Origin of the sequence: Pseudomonas veronii (assembly GCF_001439695.1) — a bacterium.
Classification (GTDB): domain Bacteria; phylum Pseudomonadota; class Gammaproteobacteria; order Pseudomonadales; family Pseudomonadaceae; genus Aquipseudomonas; species Aquipseudomonas veronii.
Genome location: NZ_JYLL01000004.1, coordinates 257439 through 274655, shown reverse-complemented (window position 1 = coordinate 274655; position 17217 = coordinate 257439). Strand labels below are relative to the sequence as shown.

The window sequence follows — 17217 nt, the reverse complement described above, 5'->3', positions numbered from 1 at the left end:
CCCACAGGGGGGGTGTGGCGTGTCAGTCAGAGCTGGTAGTTCTTCAGCTCCCGTGCAATCACCATCCGCTGAATCTCGCTAGTGCCCTCGTAGATCTGCGTGATCCGCGCATCGCGGTAGTAGCGCTCCACCGGATAATCCTCCAGATACCCATACCCGCCATGAATCTGCATCGCCGAGGAGCAGACCTTTTCGGCCATTTCCGAGGCGAACAGCTTGGCCTGGGACGCTTCCGACAGGCACGGCTTGCCCGCACTGCGCAGGCGTGCGGCGTGCAGGATCAGTAAACGTGCGGCATTGAGCCGGGTTTGCATGTCGGCCAGCAGGTTGGCCACGCTCTGGTGCTCGATGATGGCCTTGTCGAACTGCACGCGGTCACGGGCATACGCCAGCGCCGCTTCAAACGCAGCACGGGCGATGCCCAGGGCTTGAGCGGCAATGCCGATGCGCCCGCCTTCCAGGTTGGACAGCGCAATCGCCAGGCCTTTGCCGCGCTCACCCAGCAGGTTGGCCTCAGGCACGCTGCATTGGTTGAGGGTGACGGCACAGGTGTCCGAGGCGCGGATGCCCATTTTGTGTTCGGTACGGTCGACCACGAACCCCGGCGTGTCGGTCGGCACCAGGAAGGCAGAAATGCCGCGCTTGCCCAGTTCCGGATCGGTCACCGCAAACACAATCGCCAACTTGGCGCGCTTGCCGTTGCTGACAAACTGCTTGGCGCCATTGATCACCCACTGGCCGTCGCGCAGTTCGGCACGGGTACGCAGGTTGTGGGCTTCGGAGCCGGCCTGCGGTTCGGTCAGGCAGAAGCAGCCGATGGCCTGGCCGCTGGCGAGGTCGGCCAGCCAGGTTTGTTTCTGTTCAGGTGTGCCGTAGTTGAGGATTGGCCCGCAACCCACTGAATTATGGATACTCATCAGGGCGCCTGTGGCACCGTCGCCGGCGGAAATCTCTTCCACGGCCAAGGCATATGCCACGTAATCGACATAGGTGCCGCCCCATTCTTCCGGCACCACCATGCCCAGCAGGCCCAGTTCGCCCATCTTCGCCACCAGGGCATCATCGATCCAGCCGGCTTTTTCCCAGGCCTGGGCGTGAGGGGCGATTTCGCCACGGGCAAAGTCGCGCGCCATGTCGCGAATCATGATCTGTTCTTCAGTATATTCAATATCTTGCATGGCTTATCTCGCAACCTGCGTGAAGTTGTGGAAGAAGCTTTCCACGTGGCTCGGGTCCAGTCCATGGAGCGTCGACGGGTTCCAGCGCGGGCTCTTGTCCTTGTCGATGATCAGGGCGCGGACGCCTTCAATCAGGTCGCCACGCTCGAACCACTGGCGATCCAGATGCAGTTCCAGGGCGAAACACTGCTCCAGCCGCAAACGGCGCCCGCGCCGCAGCATTTCCAGGGTCACGGCCATGGCCAGCGGCGAACGGGTTTGCATCAGGTTGGCCGTGGTCAGCGCCCATTCATGGCTGTTGGCAACCGTTACTTGCTGCAGTTGTTCGACAATGCTCGGCACGTCCGGCAAGGCAAAGAAATGATCGATGGCGGGGCGCAAGGCGGCGAGCGGGGCGTCCGGCAGTTGTTGCACGGCCAGCTTGGCCAACACGCCTTGCAGGTCCTTGAGAGGGGAGTCTTGCCATTGCAGTTGATCGAGTTTCTGGTCGAGGTCGGCCAGCTTGGTGCTGTCCAGGTACCAGTCCGCCAGCCCGCAGTACAGCGCATCGGCCGCGCGAATCTGCACGCCGGTAACGCCCAGATAAATGCCCAGTTCGCCAGGAATGCGCGGCAGGAAGTAGCTGCCGCCGACGTCGGGGAAGTAACCGATCGCCACTTCCGGCATCGCCAGGCGGCTGCGTTCGGTGACCACGCGCAGATCCGCGCCTTGCACCAGGCCCATGCCGCCGCCTAGGACAAAACCGTCCATCAGGGCCAGTATCGGTTTGCGGTAATGGTGGATGGACAGGTCGAGGGCGTATTCCTCGACGAAGAAATCCTGGTGCAGGCTGTCGCCGTTCTTGAAGCTGTCGTAAAGCGAGCGAATATCGCCGCCGGCGCAGAAGGCTTTTTCACCGGCACCGCGTAGGACCACGGCGTACACCTGGGGATCGTCTGCCCAAGCCTGTAACTGTTCGGTCAGGCTGCGAACCATGTTCAGGGTGATGGCGTTCAAGCCGGCGGGGCGATTGAGGGTAAGGTGGCCAATATGGTTGCGAACGTCGGCCAGAACCTCTTGCTGAAGCCTGTCGGCGTGGCTTGCCTCGGATGAAACCTGAGCAGTCATCTGTAACTCCCTGCTTTTATTGTTCTTTATCAATATGTTCGGGGACGAACGCTCCCGCGATCGTACCAGTGCAAATTTGCCCAGTACAACCCGGAATCATGCAGGTCGTTTTTGCATTTATGCAGAACCGGCGATCAGGCCGCCGAAGGATGAAAATAGCCGGCCAGAGCCTCGGCGCAGAGCAGCACGGCCCGCCTGGCCGCAGGCTCGGCAGCGGGGTGGTTGATAAACCCGTGGCGCATGCCTGGGTACTCTTTGTGCCGCACCGGCACCCCGGCGGTTTTCAAGCGTCGCGCGAAGGCGCGCCCTTCATCGCGCAGCGGATCGCAGCCGGCGGTGATGATCAAGGCCGCAGGCAAGCCCTGCAGGCACGGATCGCGGGCGGGTGAAAGCCAAGGATGCGCCCGCGGCGTATCGGCGGGTACGTAGTGGCTCACGTACCACTCCAGCAATTCGGCCGTCAGCCCGAAGCCTGTGGCGAAGTCATGTCGGGAACGATTGCGCGCCAGGCAGTCGAGAAGCGGGTAGAGCAGTAATTGAAAACCGATGTGCGCCTCGCCCAGGTCCCTGGCCATTTGGCCGATCACCGCGGCAAGCCCGCCGCCCGAGCCACCGCCCGCCACGGCGATACGCCGAGTGTCCAAGCCCAGGCTGGCACCGTGGCGGGCGATCCAGACCGTGGCGGCGTAACAGCTTTTTACCGCGGCGGGGAAGCGTTGTTCCGGTGGCCTCGGGTAGTCCACCGCCACCACGGCGCAGCCGGCCCACTCCGCCATCACCCGGCAAAAGCTGTCGTGGGTATCGAGGTCGCCTGTGACCCAGCCGCCGCCATGGAAATACATCAGCACCGCTGCCGGCGCAGGACGGGCCGGCCGGTACAGCCTCACGGCCACCGGCTGCCCCGGTGTGGCCAGGGTCAGGTCGCTGACATCCATCACCACCGCATCACGCACTTCCCGACGTGCCTGCTCGGGGCTCATGGCCTGGCCTCCGGTGCCTGTGCCTGGGCTTCGATTTCCACCAGGTAGTCCGGGGTTATCAGCGCCTTGACGCCCAACAACATGGTGGTCGGTTCGCAGCCCTCGAAAAACTCCTTATGCGCTTGGGCGATTTGCGGCCACCACTTCACGTTGGTGGTGTACATGCGTGTGGCAATCACTCGGGTGCGATCGGTGCCCAGCCGTTTAAGCGCCGCTTCGATGATTTCCAGGCAGCGACGGGTCTGTAAGTACACATCGTCGCTGGCGTAGGGGTTGCCCTGCTCGTCGAAGGCTACCGTGCCACTGGTGACGATGGTTTCACCGACGCGCAAGGCACGGCAGTAACCGCCATTTTTCTCCCAGGGGGCGGCGGAAAAGCAGCGCTGGATCGATGCGCCCTTTGGAATCGGTTCAAGTTCGACGTGGAGGGTCTTCAAGCCGCGGAACTGCAGGTTACTGGTACGCCACACCGGCGGCTTTTTCTCCTGCAGGCGCAGGTTCGGGAAGCGCTTGAGCAGGCTGCTGAACACCACCTCGGCCTCCAGCCGGAACAGCGCCGGGCCCAGACAGAAATGCACGCCACGGCCAAAGGCCAGGTGGTCGTTTTTCGCGCGTTGAATGTTGAAGCGGTCCGGGTCGGCGAAGTGCTCCGGGTCGCGGTTGGCAGCGGCACGTATCAGGTACACCAGATCGCCTTTGCGCAGGGTCTGGCCTCTGAGCTCGATATCTTGCGTCACGACGCGATGGCTGAACTGCCCCGACGGATCAATGCGCAGCATTTCTTCGATCGCGGGTTTCATCAACGAACCATCGGCCAGCAGTGCGTTCAACTGGGCAGGGTTGGTCAACAAGTACCACAGGCCGATGCCCAGCATATCGGCGCTGGTGGTGTAGCCAGCCACCAGAACAAAGGCCACCTGGGCCAGCAGATCGTCTGTGCTCGTGTCGGGGCCGGCGGCGGCAATGACACGGCTGACCAAGTCGTCACGCGGGGCCTGTCGGCGTCGCTCGATCAGGTTGCCGAAGTACGCATACATCTCCTCCAGGCCTTGCGCGGCGGCGCCGGGAGTATTCGCCGGGTCAAGGTTGCCGACCAGAAACATCAGGATCACATCGGTCCAGCGCCGCAGCTTGAGCGCATCTTTTTTGGGGATGCCGTAGAGCATCGCCAGCACTCTGGCCGGCACCTGATTGAACAGGCGGCTCATCAGTTCGGCGGAAGGGCCCACTGTGGCGAGGAGTTCATCGGTAACCGCCTGGATGTTTGCCCGCAGCGCTTCAATCGAGCGCGGCGTGAATGCGCGGCCGAGCAGATGGCGGCTGGCCTCATGGACTTTGCCATCCTGGGCGTACATCCAGCGCGATGCTTTTTCAATAAAGGGCTCGTACATCGCGCGTTTTTCGGGCGGCAGTTGCGCGTTTACCAACTGGCGTATCCGATCCGAGGAGTAGCGCGCGGCGTCGCTTTGCGCCTTGAAGACGTCATCGAAGCGAGTCAGCATCCACGCCTTGTGCTGGGAACTCCAATACACGGGATGATGGGTGCGTAGAAACGCGTAGGCCGGGTAGGGATCGCGAACCGTGTCGGGGTCGCGGAAGTCGGGTTTGCCTTGAGGGTTCATGGTTATTGATCCTCATACAATGCGCGGGTGAACTGCTGGATGTAGTCGGCTTTCGCGATAGGCGCGTCGACCAGCTCGTCAGGCGGCTTCAGCCAGTCGCCGAGCCAGGCAATGCGCGCAATGCTGGCGCACGGTTCGTCATCGTGAGCGAGCCCCCAGCGGTGCAAATAGGCGACAAACACTGCGATCAAGTCGCGCAGCAGGCCCGGTTCGAGCGGCTGGCCTTCGAGCGCCTGAATGATCAGATCGAGGGCGCGGGCGTAAGTCAGCCCCACCGCTTGCGGGTGGGAAAAATCACCGGCGTCTCGGCACTGCCGGACAATGCTCCGCTCGATTGCCTGGCCCGGGTTACAGGGCGCGACCCGGTCAAATCGCGGACGGGACAGCGCATCCTTGATCACTTGGTAGGCCATCACGCTGTTGTCCCCGGCGAATGTCGGGCTGATCTCGAAGTCCATGCGCAGGGTGACGATCTGGTTGTAGTGGTGAAACCCTTGTGAACCACACAACTCACGGCACTGGGCGATCACTTCCAGGCCCATCCAGGTGCCGATGCATTTGCTTAATGCCGCGAGAATGTGCAGGTCTTTACGCCGTTCGGTCTGCGGCCATTGCGCTTCGAAGCGTTCGAGGATGGCTTGCTCAAGATACTTGAGGGCCAATGCCTTGAGCTGGACGTTGTACAAGCGCTGGCGAAACAGCGGGTTGCCCAGTAGCGGGCCGGCCTGTGTCAGGCGGTGGCGGGCGAATTGATAGGCCAGGTGCGCGCTCAATCCTGCACCAAGGCGCGAGGCGGCCATCAACAGCAGGCGCTCCTGAAGGAATGTCTCCAGTGCATTGATAAAACGTTCGTTTTTGGGCAGGTCGCTGACGAACTGGCCGTTGCGGGTAAACCTGGCGTGGCGTTGCAACAAGGCGTCGGTGTCCAGCTGCATCTGGCAAAAGCGCAAACCGCCGACCTGATTGGCGTGAATGCCGCCCTTGGGGTCGCAAGCCATGACCTTGACACCCGGGCGCAACGGGCCGTTCTCCGCGTCGCGAATCACCACGCGAAACCAGTGGTGCCCCTGGTCTTCGCCATTGACCTGCAATCGCGCGAGTACCATCGCCACCTGGGCAGCATACAAACTGTTGCCGATCCAGTATTTACAGGCGCCGGCGCACGGTGAGTCGAGCACCAGGCAGTGCCGGGCAGGATCGTAGGTAACGGTCGTCTTGAGGTTACGCACGTCGGTGCCGCTGGCGATTTCAGTGCAGCCAAAGGCATACACAGCGCGCATCTGAATGACTTCATCGCGGTAGCGCGCCACTTGCTCCGGGCTGCCCTGGGTCAGTAAGGCGTTGGCGGCAATCATGTGGTCGACCAGCGAGGAATACAGTGCGTAATCGTAGGCGCCGATCACGCCGATCTGTTCGCACAGCGCCCTGAAATGTGATTCGTCCGGTTGGCCGAGCCACATGTCATTGTTGATCACTCCGGCATTGAAAATGGCGTGCATACGCCTGATGGTCAGGTCCATGTAGGCCCTGAGGGGGAGGTGGTGACGTTCTCGAGCAGCAAATAACGGGGTGCGAAGCAGGTGTTGCAGACATTCGTTCATACCGTAACCCTCAGCCAGACTCTGCATGTCTTCGCTACTGGGTTACGGCGTTCCAGACCTCAAGTGAACCACTGACATAGTTAGAACTTTAGCCGCCGTGTACTGCGTCGCAACTCTGTGGACACGCCACTCGTCGTGCGCCATGCACGGGCTCAATTGACACGGCTTGCCAGTACCTCACCGATACTGCGGCGGCGCGCGTGGGTTTCTGCGGCGTGGATCAACTGTTCCAGTTCATTGGGTTCCACATCGTAGAACTGTTCCATCTCGGCCAATGCCAGCTTCAGGTCGGCGGCGGTAATCGCCGGATCGCGTGCGGCCCTGGCATCCTTAAAGATTGCTGTCGGCGACTCGCTGGCACCTTTGGGATAGCGCGTGCGGGTGGCATTGTTGTAGGCCAGTGCACAGGTCAATAACGCTCCGGCGCCGAGCATCACCACCGGCAGTTCCTGCCAGCCGAGCGCCGCCGAGGCCGGATCGGCCAGTACCAGCGTCATCGCCAGGCCTCCCGCGGGCGGGTGCAGGCAGCGCAGCCAGCAGATCAGGATCACAGTCATGCCCGCAGCCAGGCAGGCGCTGCCCAAGGTGCGCCCCAGGACCCGCGCGACTAACAGCGCGACCACGGCCGCACACAGGTAGCTGCCGATGATCGACCACGGCTGGGCCAGGGCGCCGGATGAAACGGCAAACAGCAGCACGGCCGACGCGCCCAGCGGGCCGAGCAGGTGCAGGGCGACCTCCATGCCAAACACTTGGGCGCAGAGCCATACGCTGAGCAGAGTGCCCAAGGCCATGCCGATCGCGGCACGGCTCCATTCGGCAGGGCGGGTATTGATGGCGGCGGGTAACCAGCGAGCGAGCATCGACAACTTCCATAAACAGCGGGCAAAAAAAAGGCTTGTCTGGTTTCCCGGAAAAGCCCTTGAAAGTTCCTGCATTTGGGGGAGGAACCTGCGTAGTGTGCCGAGCGCGATGCAAGGTCGCCAATGCATATTAATGCAGGTTAAATACAAAAATAATGGACTCAACTGGCCGGCTGCCGCCGGCGCAGTCAAGGTTGGAGGGGCTTGTCCAAGTGCAGCAGCACGTAGGGATTCTTGTCGAATGTGCCGGTGAGCGTCGGTGTGATCGAGCGCAATCGCGGGTCTTGCAACGCTTCGAAGTCGTCCTGGCTCATGACCAGCCACGCCGGGCCTTGCAACGTCGCCAGGTCGGCGGGCTGCTGTGTGAACAACGGCACTCGGTCGCAATCGAGGTTGACGATGAACTTGATGGCTTTGGCATCTTTGCCCAGCGCATGCAGCACGACGGGCGCCGGTTGCTGGTGGACCTGGGCCTGGACTTGCAGGCTGAAGGTACGCGTGTCATAGAGGCTACGCTCCAGTGGCTCGACCACCCAAATATAGGTGGTCCATACCGCCAGCACGGCGGTCAGCGCCGGCGCCAGCATGCGCAGGCGTGCCTGGAACACTGCCACCAACGCCAGCACTTGAAGCACGCCAAGCACGCCCAACACCCAGCCGATGTGCGCCAACTGCTCCGGGTAACGCGGGCGCGCCATCCAGAGCCCGGCGATCAGCAACGCAGGTAACACGGTCCACAGGCTCAGCATCAAACCGCGCAGCCAGCCGAACAACCGGCCGTGGGCGACTTGAAACGGATACGCCGCAATAATGGCCGCCATCGGCAGCATCGGCAGCACGTAACGCGCTTTCTTCGCCTGGGGCACCGACAAGCCGAGCATCACCAGCAAGCCCGCCGCGGCGCAGTACAGCACCAACTGCAACGCCGGATCAGGTGCGCGTCGGCCGCCCAGCGCTATCGCCAGCAGCACCAGCAACGCCAGCGGGTAAGCCAGCGCGTAGTTGCCCAGGGAACTGCTGAAGTAATACAACGCACCGCTGGAGCCTTCACTGCCATCCATCCGCCCGAGGAACTGCATGCGGATCACGTCCTGCATGAACGCTTCGCCGCCACTGAGCTTGGCCAGCAGCAACAGCAGGCCGACGCAGGCCCCCAGCAGTGCCAGGGCCAACAGGCCGAAGCTGAACAGTTGGCGCCATTGACGGTTGATCAGGAAGTAGCTGCACAGCACGCCTGTGGGAATCACCAGGCCAATCGGCCCACGGATCGCAAAGCCCACGATCAACAGCAGGTACAGCCAATGCAAGCGCTTGGCGGCGCCGAAGTGATCATGTGCATAACCCAGGTAGAACACCGTCAGGGCCACGGCCGCGAGCATCTGGTCCAGCGACACAGCGCGGGTTTCGCTGATAAACGTGCTGCTGAGCAACAGCAGCGCAACACTCAGCAGGCCCCAACGCTGGGAGTAGGGCGCCGTCAGGCGATACACCAGCATGACGATCAGCGCCGAAGCGATGGACGTCGGCAACCAGGCCGTGAAGCTGTTGACCTGGCCCAGGGGCAAGGACAGCAGCCACGTCATCAGCGTCGAGGTCGCCAGGTAATCGGCATACGGTTGCCCGTAGGTCGTGGGGAAGAAGCTCGGCCCATGGCGCAGCATCTCCTGGGCGAATACCACGAAGCGCGAGTCAAACCCGATGATTGCCTGGTGCCAGTTACCGGCGATGAATAACAGCAACGCCAGCAGCGCCAACCCCAGCGACTGGCGCCGGATCGCTGCGTTCATCAGCTGGGGCATTTGATCTTTCACTTGTCAGGCTTCCCCTGCTTGCGGCACCCACTGTTGCTGGGGAATCGGCAACTGGCAGGAGTCGCCACGGCCCATCGGGAAGTACTGGAAGCCTTTGCGCGCCAGGCGCTCGCCGTCGTACAGGTTGCGCCCATCGAAGATCACCGGAGTGTTCAGGCGTTGGTGGATCAGGTCGAAGTCCGGTGCCTTGAACTGCTGCCATTCCGTGCAGATGATCAGCGCATCGGCGCCGCTCAGGGTGGATTCCGGAGTGCCCATCAGCATCAGCCGTGGGTCGTCGCCGTAGATCCGCAGGGTTTCCTGCATGGCTTCGGGGTCAAACGCGCGCACATTGGCGCCGGCTGCCCACAGCGCTTCCATCAACACGCGGCTCGGGGCATCGCGCATGTCGTCGGTGTTGGGCTTGAAGGCCAGGCCCCACAGGGCGAAGGTTTTACCGCGCAGGTCGCCCTTGAAGAAGGCGTTGACGCGCTCAAACAGCTTGCTCTTCTGGCGCTGGTTGATCGCTTCGACGGCTTCGAGCAGGTCGCTCGAGCAATGGGCCTGCTTGGCGCTGTGGATCAGCGCGCGCATGTCCTTGGGGAAGCACGAGCCGCCGTAGCCGCAGCCTGGGTAGATGAAGTGATAGCCGATGCGCGAGTCGGCGCCGATGCCCAGGCGTATCGCTTCGATGTCCGCCCCCAGGTGTTCGGCCAGTTCGGCGATCTGGTTGATGAAGCTGATCTTGGTGGCCAGCATGCAGTTGGCGGCGTACTTGGTCAGTTCGGCGCTGCGCAGGTCCATGAAGATGATGCGATCGTGGTTGCGGTTGAAGGGCGCGTACAGGTCGCGCATGACTTCGCGCACTTCTTCACGCTCGCAGCCGATGATGATGCGGTCCGGGCGGCGGCAGTCGGCAACCGCCGAGCCTTCCTTGAGGAATTCCGGGTTGGAGACGATATCGAACTCCAGGTGCCGGCCGGTCCCGTGCAGGGCCTTTTCGATATGGGCGCGCAAGGTGTCGCCGGTGCCGACGGGTACAGTGGATTTTTCCACCAGGATCACCGGCTCGATGCGATGGCGGGCAACCGCATCGCCGACCGACAGCACGTATTTCAAGTCCGCCGAACCGTCTTCATCCGACGGCGTACCTACCGCGATAAACAGCACTTCGCCATGTTCGACGGCGAGCTTTTCATCGAAGGTGAAGCTCAGTCGTCCGCTTTCAAGGTTCTCCTTGACCATCGCCGCCAACCCTGGCTCGAAAATGCTCACATGGCCCTGCTGCAATTGCCTGACCTTGTGTTGATCAACGTCCATGCAGATGACATCGTGACCGACTTCGGCCAATACAGTGGCCTGTACCAGACCGACGTAACCACTACCAAATACACTGATTTTCATGGGGCATTCCTGGGGCTTGCTGTGCTAGCACGACGAGAGTTAATAACCAGTACACCGAGGATGACCAAGGCCACCCCCAGGGTTTTTGAAAGCGAAAAATGTTCGTTGAACACCGGCAGGCTGGCGGCCAACAGGTAGACCAGCGCGTAGCTGATGCTGAGCAGCGAATAGGCGCGGCCCAGGGGCAAATCCTTGAGCGCACAGAGCCAGCACAGCATCGACAGCGCATAAGCGAGGATTGCCAGGCTCACCACGCCGAGGGCGCCCAGGTCGATGGCGTTGCTGCTGAATGCGCCGAGCCATTCGTCCGGCAGGGGCAGGCGCGTCATGCTCCAGCGCATCCCCAACTGGGCGGCGCTGACCAGGCCGACACTGCCCAGGGCGAAGGCAAACCCGCGAGCCCGGCTCATACCTGGCGCCCCAGCAGCACGACGCCGGCAATCACCAGCGCCACACCCAGCCAATGCCGGGTGTCGATGTGCTCCTTGAATACGAAGCGCGCCATTAACGTGACCAAGACGAAATTGAGGCTGAGCATCGGGTAGGCAATCCCGACTTCAAGGCGCTGCAGCACCAGCAGCCAGACCAACAAGCCAAAACCCAGGCACAACAGCGCGGCCCACAACCAGGCAGAGCGCAGTTTCAGGGCCCAACCGTCAGGCTGGTCGCGCCAGCTTTCCACGGCGAACTTCTGAGCGACCTGGCCCATGCAAGTGAGCAGGCAGGCGGCCAATAACAGGAACAGGGTGATCATGGCGCAACCCGCGGGAAAATCAGGATCACGATATTGCCTTGCTCATAGCGCTTGCCGTCCGGGGGCAGCAGGTTCACTTCGGCGATCTCCTCGTCACCCTTGACGCGCATCACCACGCCCACAGAGCCTTGCCGGCGGGCCTCGTTCATCCATTGCTGGACCTGGGTCATGTCGACCTTGCGCTGGGCGGCGTCCGGGTAGGCGAGGCCGTATTTCACTTCGCCGATGGTGTTATAGAGGGTGATGTCGGTGCGTTGCAGGCGCCAGGCCAAGGCCGATGCCGCGCCGAGGTCATTGCTGAGCAGGGCGGATGTCGGTTGCAGTTCCTGCAGGTGGTCGATGATGAATTGATCCGGCGTCTTGTTGTACACCACCGAATGGGGCAGCGCGGCCGGGGCCAATGCCAACAGCAACCAGCTGCCCAGCGCCGGCGCAGCCCACAGTTTCAGTGGGCGTGCAACCTGCAACAGGTTGGCGATGATCCAGCCGAACAGGCCGGTGAATACCAGCACCAGGCTGAGGGTTTCCTGGCCGTGTTCGTACAGCGGTTTTTTCAGTTGGAACCACGTCAGTGCGAGCAAGGCCACGACACCGAGGATCAGGTTCAGCCAGCCGTTGATGCGCAAGGCACGGTCACGCGCCTGGGCCAGTTTGTCGGTGAGCGCGTTACCCATGAGCAACGCCAGCGGCAGCAGGCACGGCATGATGTAGGACGGCAGCTTGCCTTTGGCCAGGCTGAACAGTGCCAGCGGCATCAGCAGCCACAACAGCAGGAACGCGGTGCCGGGCGCGCGCTTCTGCTGCCAGGCCTGCTTGACGGTGGACGGCAACAGCGCCACCCACGGCAGGCTGAATGCGACCAGCAGCGGCAGGTAGTACCAGAATGGCTCGGCGTGCTGCGCGTCTGCGCCGGCAAAGCGTTGGATATGCTCATGCCAAAAGAAGAAGTTCCAGAAATCCGGCTCCTGACTCTGCACCGCAAGCGCCCAGGGCAGGCTGATGACAATCGCCACGGCGACGGCGACCAGGCCGTAACCGAGCAGCTCGCGCAAGCGCTTCTGCCAGATCGCGTAGGGCAGGGCGATCAGCACCGGCAGCAGCCAGGCGAGGAAGCCTTTGGTCATGAAACCCATGCCACAGGCAACCCCAAGCAGCGCCCAGGACCCGACGCGACCGTTGCGGGTGGTGCTGTCGAAGCAAAACCACAGCGCCACGCCGGTCAGGTTGACCCAGAAGGTGAACTGCGGGTCCAGGTTGGCATAACCGCCCAGCGCCACGACGCTGACAAAGCTCATGTACAGCACTGTGCTGACCAGGCTCTTGTGCGGGTCATTCCACAACCGGCGCGACACCAGGTACACCAGCAGAATGCTGAGCCCGGTGCTCAAGGCCGACGCAAAGCGCACGCCGAACAGGTTTTGCCCGAAGATCGCCTGGCCCAGCGCGATCATCCAGTAACCGGCAGCCGGTTTTTCGAAATAGCGAATGCCCATAAAGTGCGGCGACGCCCATTTGCCGGTCAGCAGCATTTCCTGGCTGATCTGTGCATAGCGGGTTTCATCCGGAATCCACAGGCCATGGGTGGCCAGGGGTAACAGATAAAATGCGCCGAATGCCAACAGCAGCAGGGGCAGCGCCCAACGGCGGATCATGCCTGCTGCACTCCGAGCCAACCCTCACGGCCGCTCAGGGCGCCGCGCACCAGTTGTTGCTGGGGCAGGGTGGAGACGTCCGCCGGGAGCAGATCGCCCAGCGGTTTGAAATGGATGCCGCGCTGCCCTGCCTGGGCGAGCAACTGGCGAAAATCGTTGGCCATCAGAATCCCTTCTACTTCTGCGTGGATCGTGTAGACGTTCAGCTTCGACTCTGCGAAGCGGTCGAGAATGAACCCGTTGAAATCCTTGGCAGCCACCACCGGCCCGACGACTTCGTCGAAGGTCGGCAGGTCTACCGGAATCTGTGGGGTGCCCGCGCTGCCATCGGCCAGGGTCGGACGAAACAGGCTGGTGCCCCGGCAATCGCTGTTGTAGCGAAAGTTGAAGGCTTGCTTGGCTTGCACCACGCGTTCATCGGCGCGCCAACCGGCGGCCGCTGAACAGTCGATACGTTCACCGAGGATGTCGCTCAAGGTGTCCACACCGCGTCGGACCTGCTCGATCAACTGTGCGTCGCTCCAACGTCCGGCGTTGGCCTGCCAGCCATGGTGATCCCAGGCGTGCAGGCCGACTTCATGCCCGGCGGCCTTGGCCTGGCGCATCAAGTGCCCGAGGTCGCGGCCGATCGGCTTGCCCGGCCAGGCGGTGCCGGCGAGCAAGATATCCCAGCCATACAGGCCGGCGGCGTTGGAACGCAGCATCTTCCACAGAAATTGCGGGCGGATCAGGCGCCACAAGTGGCGCCCCATATTGTCCGGCCCGACACTGAAGAAGAACGTTGCTTTTACCCCGGCTTCATCCAGGGACTCGAGCAACCGTGGCACGCCTTCGCGGGTGCCGCGGTAGGTGTCGACATCAATGCGAAGACCTGCCTGCATCAGCGCTTGTCCGAGATTTCGAGCATGGCTTCACGCAGGAAGAAATCCAGGGTGTTGCCGATGGTTTCGCTCATCTCCACGGTCGGCTCCCAGTTCAGCAGGCGCTTGGCGTTTTCGATGCTTGGTTTGCGGTGAGCCACGTCCTGGTAGCCGGTGCCGTAGAACGCCTTGCTTTCCACGTCGCGGAAACCGGCGAACGGCGGGAAGTTGCTGCGCAGCGGGTGAGCTTCGAACTGACGCAGCAGTTCTTCGCCCAACTGGCGGATGCTCGCTTCGTTTTCCGGGTTGCCGATGTTGATGATCTGGCCGTTGCACACATCGTTGTCGTTATCGATGATGCGCGCCAGGGCTTCGATGCCGTCGGCGATGTCGGTGAAGCAGCGTTTCTGCTCGCCACCGTCGAACAGGCGGATCGGCGTACCTTCCACCAGGTTCAGGATCAACTGGGTGATCGCACGGGAGCTGCCGATACGTGCCGAGTCCAGGCGGTCCAGACGCGGGCCCATCCAGTTGAATGGACGGAACAGGGTGAACTTCAGGCCCTTGGCGCCGTAGGCCCAGATCACGCGGTCCAGCAGTTGCTTGGAGACCGAGTAGATCCAGCGTTGCTTGTTGACCGGGCCGACCACCAGGTTGGAGGTGTCTTCGTCGAAGTACTGGTCCTGGCACATGCCATAGACTTCAGAAGTCGACGGGAAGATCACGCGCTTGTTGTACTTGACGCAGTAGCGCACCAGCTTGAGGTTCTCTTCGAAGTCCAGCTCGAACACGCGCAGCGGGTTGCGGGTATATTCGATCGGGGTGGCGATGGCCACCAGCGGCAGGACCACGTCGCACTTCTTGATGTGGTACTCGATCCACTCGGTGTGGATGCTGATATCGCCTTCCACGTAATGGAAGTTCGGGTGGCTGCGCAGGCGCTCGATGGCGTCGGAGCCGATGTCCAGGCCGTAGACTTCGTAACGGTCGTCACGCAGCAGGCGTTCGGACAGGTGGTTACCGATAAAGCCGTTCACGCCCAGGATCAGCACACGGGTGCGACGTGGCTTGCGGCCGGACTCGGCGCCGCGCAGGACGGAACCGTCTACCAGGCCCAATTCGTTGGCCAGGGACGGGCCGGTCAGGTACAGACCGTTGTCGTTGCGCTGACCGAACTTGATCACCAGCGAGTCTTCACCGCACGCGATGCGCAGCGGGTTGACGCTGATCACGCGGCCAGGCGCCAGGCCTTCGTTGCCCTGGACCACTTCGGCTTGCCACACGATCAGCTTGTGCTCGCCCACGGCGCAGAAAGCGCCCGGGTACGGTTGCGTCACGGCGCGTACCAGGTTGAACAGTTCTTCAGCCGGTTTTTGCCATTCCAACTTGCCATCCGCTGGAGTGCGGCGGCCGAAATAAGTGGCCTTGCTTTCGTCCTGGGCGGTTTCCGCCAGTTTGCCCGCGGCCAGTTGCGGCAAGGCGTCGCGCAGCAGGCTGCTGGCGGCGTCACGCAGTTTGGCGTGCAGGGTCAGGCCGGTGTCGGAACGCTCGATCGCGACTTTCTGCTGGGCCAGGATCGCGCCGGCATCGGCACGCTTGACCATGCGGTGCAGGGTCACGCCGGTTTCGGTTTCGCCCTTGACCAGCACCCAGTTGGCGGGCGCGCGGCCACGGTATTTCGGCAGCAGCGAGCCGTGCAGGTTGAACGCGCCTTTGCGGGCGGTGGCCAGCAGGGGTTCGCTCAGCAGGTTGCGGTAGTAGAAGGAGAAGATGAAATCCGGGTTGAGCTTGGCGATGCGCTCGATCCACAGCGGGTGGTTGGCGTCTTCCGGTGCATGCACCGGGATGCCTTTGCGGGCGCACAGTTGCGCGACGGAACCGTAGAAATTGTTTTCCTTGGGGTCATCGGCATGGGTGAACACGGCAGCAATGTCGTAACCGGCAGTCAGCAGGGCTTCAATGCCAGCACAGCCAATATCGTGGTAAGCGAAGACAACAGCTTTTGAATTCATGACGAAACCTGATCGGAAGGGGAAGTAGTGGTGGTATGGGAGGACACCATGCCGTCAACGACGACCACGGGTGCCGGTGCTGCCGGTTGGTTGCGCAGCACTTTTTCAATAAAGAACCGAGGGCGGGCGCGCACATCGCTGTACATGCGGCCCAGGTATTCACCCAAGAGGCCCATGCCGATGAACTGGCCGCCGGTGAACACGAACAGCACCGCGAACAGCACGAACGTACCGCCGCCGGCCCATTGGGCGCCGAAGGCCAGGCGCAGGACGATCAGCGCAACGGCGAACAGCACGCCCAGGCCCGCCAGGCTGAAGCCGACGATGGACAGCAGGCGAAGCGGGGTGGTGGTCATGCAGGTCAGCAGGTCGAACATCAGGCTGATCAGGCGCATGGCGCTGTATTTGGATTCGCCGTGTTCGCGCTCAGCATGGTGCACGAGGATTTCAGTCGTGTGACGGGCAAAACCGTTGGCCAGGATCGGAATAAACGTGCTGCGTTCGCGGCAGGCGAGCATGGCGTCGACGATGGTGCGGCGGTACGCGCGCAGCATGCAGCCGTAGTCACTCATGGCAACGCCGGTCGAACGCTGCACGGCCAGGTTGATCAGGCGCGACGGCCAGCGGCGGAAGGCCGAGTCCTGGCGGTTGTTGCGCACGGTGGCAACCACGTCGTAGCCCAGCGCGGCTTGTTCCACCAGGCGCGGGATTTCTTCCGGCGGGTTCTGCAGGTCGGCGTCGAGGGTAATCACCACATCGCCCCGGCACTGCTCGAAACCGGCCATGATCGCCGCATGCTGGCCATAGTTGCGATTGAGGATCACCGCGACCACATTGCTGCCGTCTTCGGCGGCAGCGTCTTCAAGTAATTGTGCGGATTTGTCGCGGCTACCGTCATCCACCAGGATGATTTCGTATTCGTAGGCCAGTTGCTTGCAAGCTGCCGTCGTGCGACGCAGCAATTCAGGCAGGCTTTCTTGTTCGTTGTAGACCGGGATAACGATCGACACACAATGAATAGGGTAGGGTTTCAAAGATTCATAACCTCGGGGTTTGAGCAACTTGGAGCGTGAAGACAACAGCCACTGGCCGAAAAGGCGGGTGTCTGGTTAAACCTAGTGTGGAATTGGGGAGTTCATCCGACCATCCTGGTGGGGTATTGAGGTCTTCCATGTGTAGCAGAGAGTAAAGACCAAAAACCACAAAGGTAAAGGGGAATCAACAAGTTAGTCGGCACAGTGCGGCTCGTTCTCAAGTCCTATGGCCAAGATTAAGCGTAAAAATGTTCAACGAATATGAAAGCCGTATGAAAAACTCGTTTATTTGACAGGTAGACAGCTAGGGTTCAGCTACACAACTAAGGCTCTGAGGGTGTTGTTTATTTAGCGTAATAG

The 17217-nt window shown here is 61.9% G+C and carries 14 protein-coding genes; all 14 read right to left on the bottom strand.

Features of this window, described 5'->3' with window-relative positions:
- Positions 1-26: 26 nt before the first annotated feature.
- The 14 genes from TU80_RS07345 to arnC all read right to left on the bottom strand — a co-directional run bounded on the left by TU80_RS07345 (position 27) and on the right by arnC (position 16857).
- Positions 27-1178 (bottom strand): acyl-CoA dehydrogenase family protein, encoded by a 1152-nt coding sequence (locus TU80_RS07345; RefSeq protein ID WP_057004145.1) that lies wholly within the window; start codon positions 1176-1178, stop codon positions 27-29.
- A gap of 3 nt (positions 1179-1181) precedes the next feature.
- Positions 1182-2285 (bottom strand): enoyl-CoA hydratase/isomerase family protein, encoded by a 1104-nt coding sequence (locus TU80_RS07340; protein WP_046383501.1) that lies wholly within the window; start codon positions 2283-2285, stop codon positions 1182-1184.
- Between the two features lie 134 nt (positions 2286-2419).
- A complete protein-coding gene (locus tag TU80_RS07335) occupies positions 2420-3265 on the bottom strand; it encodes an alpha/beta hydrolase (protein WP_017846257.1) in 846 nt (281 codons plus the stop codon).
- Entirely contained in the window at positions 3262-4887 is a 1626-nt protein-coding gene (locus TU80_RS07330; protein WP_057004144.1) for a cytochrome P450, read from the bottom strand. The genes TU80_RS07335 and TU80_RS07330 overlap by 4 nt, the downstream gene beginning before the upstream one ends.
- 2 nt (positions 4888-4889) lie before the next feature.
- Positions 4890-6407: an acyl-CoA dehydrogenase family protein gene (locus TU80_RS07325; RefSeq protein ID WP_046383499.1), complete on the bottom strand. Its 1518-nt coding sequence runs from the start codon at positions 6405-6407 to the stop codon at positions 4890-4892.
- A gap of 233 nt (positions 6408-6640) precedes the next feature.
- The gene (locus TU80_RS07320) at positions 6641-7351 is read right to left on the bottom strand and encodes an HPP family protein (protein ID WP_046383498.1); all 711 of its coding nucleotides are present in this window, start codon (positions 7349-7351) and stop codon (positions 6641-6643) included.
- A 188-nt stretch (positions 7352-7539) separates the two neighbouring features.
- On the bottom strand, positions 7540-9150 hold the full coding sequence (locus tag TU80_RS07315; protein WP_057004143.1) for an ArnT family glycosyltransferase: 1611 nt from the start codon (positions 9148-9150) through the stop codon (positions 7540-7542).
- A gap of 15 nt (positions 9151-9165) precedes the next feature.
- Positions 9166-10545, bottom strand: a complete 1380-nt coding sequence (locus tag TU80_RS07310) for a UDP-glucose dehydrogenase family protein (RefSeq protein ID WP_057004142.1) — start codon at positions 10543-10545, stop codon at positions 9166-9168.
- Positions 10542-10955: a 4-amino-4-deoxy-L-arabinose-phosphoundecaprenol flippase subunit ArnF gene (gene arnF / locus TU80_RS07305; protein WP_046489489.1), complete on the bottom strand. Its 414-nt coding sequence runs from the start codon at positions 10953-10955 to the stop codon at positions 10542-10544. Before arnF ends, TU80_RS07310 begins: the two co-directional genes overlap by 4 nt.
- Positions 10952-11299: a 4-amino-4-deoxy-L-arabinose-phosphoundecaprenol flippase subunit ArnE gene (gene arnE, locus TU80_RS07300; protein ID WP_017846250.1), complete on the bottom strand. Its 348-nt coding sequence runs from the start codon at positions 11297-11299 to the stop codon at positions 10952-10954. The genes arnF and arnE overlap by 4 nt, the downstream gene beginning before the upstream one ends.
- Positions 11296-12951, bottom strand: coding sequence for a lipid IV(A) 4-amino-4-deoxy-L-arabinosyltransferase (gene arnT / locus TU80_RS07295; protein ID WP_057004141.1), 1656 nt, complete (start codon positions 12949-12951; stop codon positions 11296-11298). The genes arnE and arnT overlap by 4 nt, the downstream gene beginning before the upstream one ends.
- Positions 12948-13832, bottom strand: coding sequence for a 4-deoxy-4-formamido-L-arabinose-phosphoundecaprenol deformylase (gene arnD, locus TU80_RS07290; RefSeq protein WP_046489491.1), 885 nt, complete (start codon positions 13830-13832; stop codon positions 12948-12950). The genes arnT and arnD overlap by 4 nt, the downstream gene beginning before the upstream one ends.
- The gene (gene arnA, locus TU80_RS07285; RefSeq protein ID WP_057004140.1) at positions 13832-15823 is read right to left on the bottom strand and encodes a bifunctional UDP-4-amino-4-deoxy-L-arabinose formyltransferase/UDP-glucuronic acid oxidase ArnA; all 1992 of its coding nucleotides are present in this window, start codon (positions 15821-15823) and stop codon (positions 13832-13834) included. The genes arnD and arnA overlap by 1 nt, the downstream gene beginning before the upstream one ends.
- Positions 15820-16857, bottom strand: coding sequence for an undecaprenyl-phosphate 4-deoxy-4-formamido-L-arabinose transferase (gene arnC / locus TU80_RS07280; protein WP_032804319.1), 1038 nt, complete (start codon positions 16855-16857; stop codon positions 15820-15822). The genes arnA and arnC overlap by 4 nt, the downstream gene beginning before the upstream one ends.
- Positions 16858-17217 lie beyond the last annotated feature (360 nt).

Excerpts from the sequence above, each read along its gene's own strand:
- TU80_RS07345 (WP_057004145.1), bottom strand. The coding sequence starts at position 1,178 with ATGCAAGATATTGAATATACTGAAGAACAGATCATGATTCGCGACATG.
- TU80_RS07340 (WP_046383501.1), bottom strand. The coding sequence starts at position 2,285 with ATGACTGCTCAGGTTTCATCCGAGGCAAGCCACGCCGACAGGCTTCAG.
- TU80_RS07335 (WP_017846257.1), bottom strand. The coding sequence starts at position 3,265 with ATGAGCCCCGAGCAGGCACGTCGGGAAGTGCGTGATGCGGTGGTGATG.
- TU80_RS07330 (WP_057004144.1), bottom strand. The coding sequence starts at position 4,887 with ATGAACCCTCAAGGCAAACCCGACTTCCGCGACCCCGACACGGTTCGC.
- TU80_RS07325 (WP_046383499.1), bottom strand. The coding sequence starts at position 6,407 with ATGGACCTGACCATCAGGCGTATGCACGCCATTTTCAATGCCGGAGTG.
- TU80_RS07320 (WP_046383498.1), bottom strand. The coding sequence starts at position 7,351 with ATGCTCGCTCGCTGGTTACCCGCCGCCATCAATACCCGCCCTGCCGAA.
- TU80_RS07315 (WP_057004143.1), bottom strand. The coding sequence starts at position 9,150 with ATGCCCCAGCTGATGAACGCAGCGATCCGGCGCCAGTCGCTGGGGTTG.
- TU80_RS07310 (WP_057004142.1), bottom strand. The coding sequence starts at position 10,545 with ATGAAAATCAGTGTATTTGGTAGTGGTTACGTCGGTCTGGTACAGGCC.
- arnF (WP_046489489.1), bottom strand. The coding sequence starts at position 10,955 with ATGAGCCGGGCTCGCGGGTTTGCCTTCGCCCTGGGCAGTGTCGGCCTG.
- arnE (WP_017846250.1), bottom strand. The coding sequence starts at position 11,299 with ATGATCACCCTGTTCCTGTTATTGGCCGCCTGCCTGCTCACTTGCATG.
- arnT (WP_057004141.1), bottom strand. The coding sequence starts at position 12,951 with ATGATCCGCCGTTGGGCGCTGCCCCTGCTGCTGTTGGCATTCGGCGCA.
- arnD (WP_046489491.1), bottom strand. The coding sequence starts at position 13,832 with ATGCAGGCAGGTCTTCGCATTGATGTCGACACCTACCGCGGCACCCGC.
- arnA (WP_057004140.1), bottom strand. The coding sequence starts at position 15,823 with ATGAATTCAAAAGCTGTTGTCTTCGCTTACCACGATATTGGCTGTGCT.